General features: G+C 35.6%; 5 protein-coding genes. 4 read left to right on the plus strand and 1 reads right to left on the minus strand.

Features of this window, described 5'->3' with window-relative positions:
- Positions 1-58 (minus strand): IS1 family transposase (locus FHC49_RS24625; protein WP_097491765.1); only part of this gene is annotated, 58 nt, incomplete at its 3' end.
- Positions 59-272: 214 nt separating this feature from the next.
- Between FHC49_RS24625 and FHC49_RS24630 the strand changes: the two genes are divergently transcribed.
- From FHC49_RS24630 to FHC49_RS24635, 4 genes are all read left to right on the plus strand, one after another.
- Entirely contained in the window at positions 273-713 is a 441-nt protein-coding gene (locus tag FHC49_RS24630) for a prepilin peptidase (protein ID WP_220439164.1), read from the plus strand.
- A complete protein-coding gene (locus FHC49_RS05850; RefSeq protein WP_185666761.1) occupies positions 710-1,189 on the plus strand; it encodes a TadE/TadG family type IV pilus assembly protein in 480 nt (159 codons plus the stop codon). The genes FHC49_RS24630 and FHC49_RS05850 overlap by 4 nt, the downstream gene beginning before the upstream one ends.
- Positions 1,190-1,213: 24 nt before the next feature.
- On the plus strand, positions 1,214-1,603 hold the full coding sequence (locus tag FHC49_RS05855) for a TadE/TadG family type IV pilus assembly protein (RefSeq protein WP_220439165.1): 390 nt from the start codon (positions 1,214-1,216) through the stop codon (positions 1,601-1,603).
- 50 nt (positions 1,604-1,653) lie between these two features.
- The coding region (locus tag FHC49_RS24635) for an IS1 family transposase (RefSeq protein ID WP_097491765.1) at positions 1,654-1,711 on the plus strand (58 nt) is incomplete at its 3' end.

Raw genomic sequence — 1,711 nt, forward strand, 5'->3', positions numbered from 1 at the left:
TACGCACCACCCCGTCAGTAGCTGAACAGGAGGGACAGCTGATAGAAACAGAAGCCACTGGAGCACCTCAAAAACACCATCATACACTAAATCAGTAAGTTGGCAGCATCACCAGCAAAGTATACCATCATATCCTGAAAGTCGTACAATAGTGATACCGGTGTATCAAAAAATGAAAAGAGCAAAAATAAAGAAAGGTAAAAGATAGATAACAATAGAATCCATGTATTTCCGCATATTATATATGCGGAATAATTTTGCAGAGTCTAAGTATGCATGACCTATTCTGTCATTTCTTACTATTAATAATATTTATTCTTCTCTTATATTCTTGTGTTACTGATATTTTATACAGACAAATAAAAAACAGTTGTGTATTATCTGTGCTTGTCTCTTCAATGTGTTTAGCTATGTTGTTTGGTCATATTAATATAATGATTCCTGCCATGGTTTTGATTATTGTTTTTTTATTAGCAATAACAGGAATGATAGGCGCTGGGGACATAAAGTTAATTGTGGCGCTAGTTTTTAGCATACCGCAGAATTTAATATTAGAATTTTTCTTTTCTGTTTGTTGTTTAGGTGCACCGGTCTCAATAATGGCAATGGTGTTGTTTAATTTGTTTTTAAAGAAAAAACACCAAACCGTACCGTTTGGTGTTGCCATATCTGTTGGGTATATCTTCACAATATGGCATGGGGGAGTTGTATGAAACATCATAATATTTTATTTTTCAAAAATGATGGTGCCGTAGCCATCGAATTTGGATTTGTTGTAATTCCGTTCATTATATCCATATTGTTTATTATGGAGTTGTGTAGAGTTGTCTATGTGATGTCATCAGTCGATTTGATTATTTCTGAGGCAGGAAGTGCATCGGTGACATTAACCAATAACTCAAAAGCCGATGAATATTTTGAAAATTTGATTAACAAAATGGCCAGTAATTGGCCTTTTTTACTATACAGCAAGAACGTAAAAGTAAAAACGAGCATCCAATATTGTACTTCAATCACGCAACTGGCAAATGATCAATGCGCGTCATCCTTTTCAACTGATGCGCTGTTAGGGATTTATCAGATAACGGTTCCATATGAACCTGTTTTTTTTCCATTTCCGGATTCGTTGATACAAAATGAAATGATTCGTAGAGTGGTTTTTGTGCAGGAGCACAATTTATCTCGATAGCGTTGATATGGAGAAGTGATTAGCATGAAAAAATTTATACCCTCTGAAAAGGGAGCTTCAGCTATTGAGTTCGCTATGTATATCTTTGTTTTTACCATACTATGTGGTTTTATCATGGACATGAGTTTTTCCATTGTGAAAAAAAATAACGTGGAGAGACTTAATAATTCCTTATTTTCAATTTTGCGTGAACGTAGTACTTTTTTTGATAGCGCTGCTAATCTTTCTCAAAATAATCTTGCTACATTGAAAAGTGTTGCCGATCATTTTTTAATGAAAAGTGATGGTACCGTTGAACCATATCAACTCAATATTAGGCAGATCACTTTTGCTGCAAATTCCACATCTACTATTCAAAGGACCACCGCTACTAGCTTTAAAACGGATAATTTAAAAGGATGCGCTATTGGGTGATGCTGCCAACTTACTGATTTAGTGTATGATGGTGTTTTTGAGGTGCTCCAGTGGCTTCTGTTTCTATCAGCTGTCCCTCCTGTTCAGCTACTGACGGGGTGGTGCGTA

This window comes from Kluyvera sp. EC_51 (genome assembly GCF_019584505.1).
Lineage (GTDB): Bacteria > Pseudomonadota > Gammaproteobacteria > Enterobacterales > Enterobacteriaceae > Kluyvera > Kluyvera sichuanensis.